The following is a 293-nucleotide window of genomic DNA, read 5'->3' on the forward strand; positions in this document are numbered from 1 at the left end:
AGGCTTGGATGAGCATTGTTATTTTCCTAGATTTTATAGGCGTCACACTTTTAGCAGTGACTGGGGCACTGGTGGCGTCACGCAAACAGTTGGATATCATCGGCTTCATATTCTTGGCGATGGTTACTGGCACAGGTGGTGGAACCGTTCGCGATCTCATACTTGGGGTGCCAGTGTTTTGGGTTGAACAACCGCTGTTCATTCTGGTCTGCACGGTGGCAGCAGTTGTAACGTTTTTCATCGCGCACTTTCTGGAGTCGCGCTACCTTTGGTTGTTATGGCTCGATGCGGCC

The 293-nt window shown here is 50.5% G+C and carries 1 protein-coding gene; it reads left to right on the forward strand.

The features are described from left to right. Positions 1 to 8: 8 nt before the first annotated feature. The coding region (locus AB9F29_RS22240) for a trimeric intracellular cation channel family protein (protein WP_369757292.1) at positions 9 to 293 on the forward strand (285 nt) is incomplete at its 3' end.

The sequence above is a fragment of the Falsihalocynthiibacter sp. S25ZX9 genome, assembly GCF_041205405.1.
Lineage (GTDB): Bacteria > Pseudomonadota > Alphaproteobacteria > Rhodobacterales > Rhodobacteraceae > Falsihalocynthiibacter > Falsihalocynthiibacter arcticus.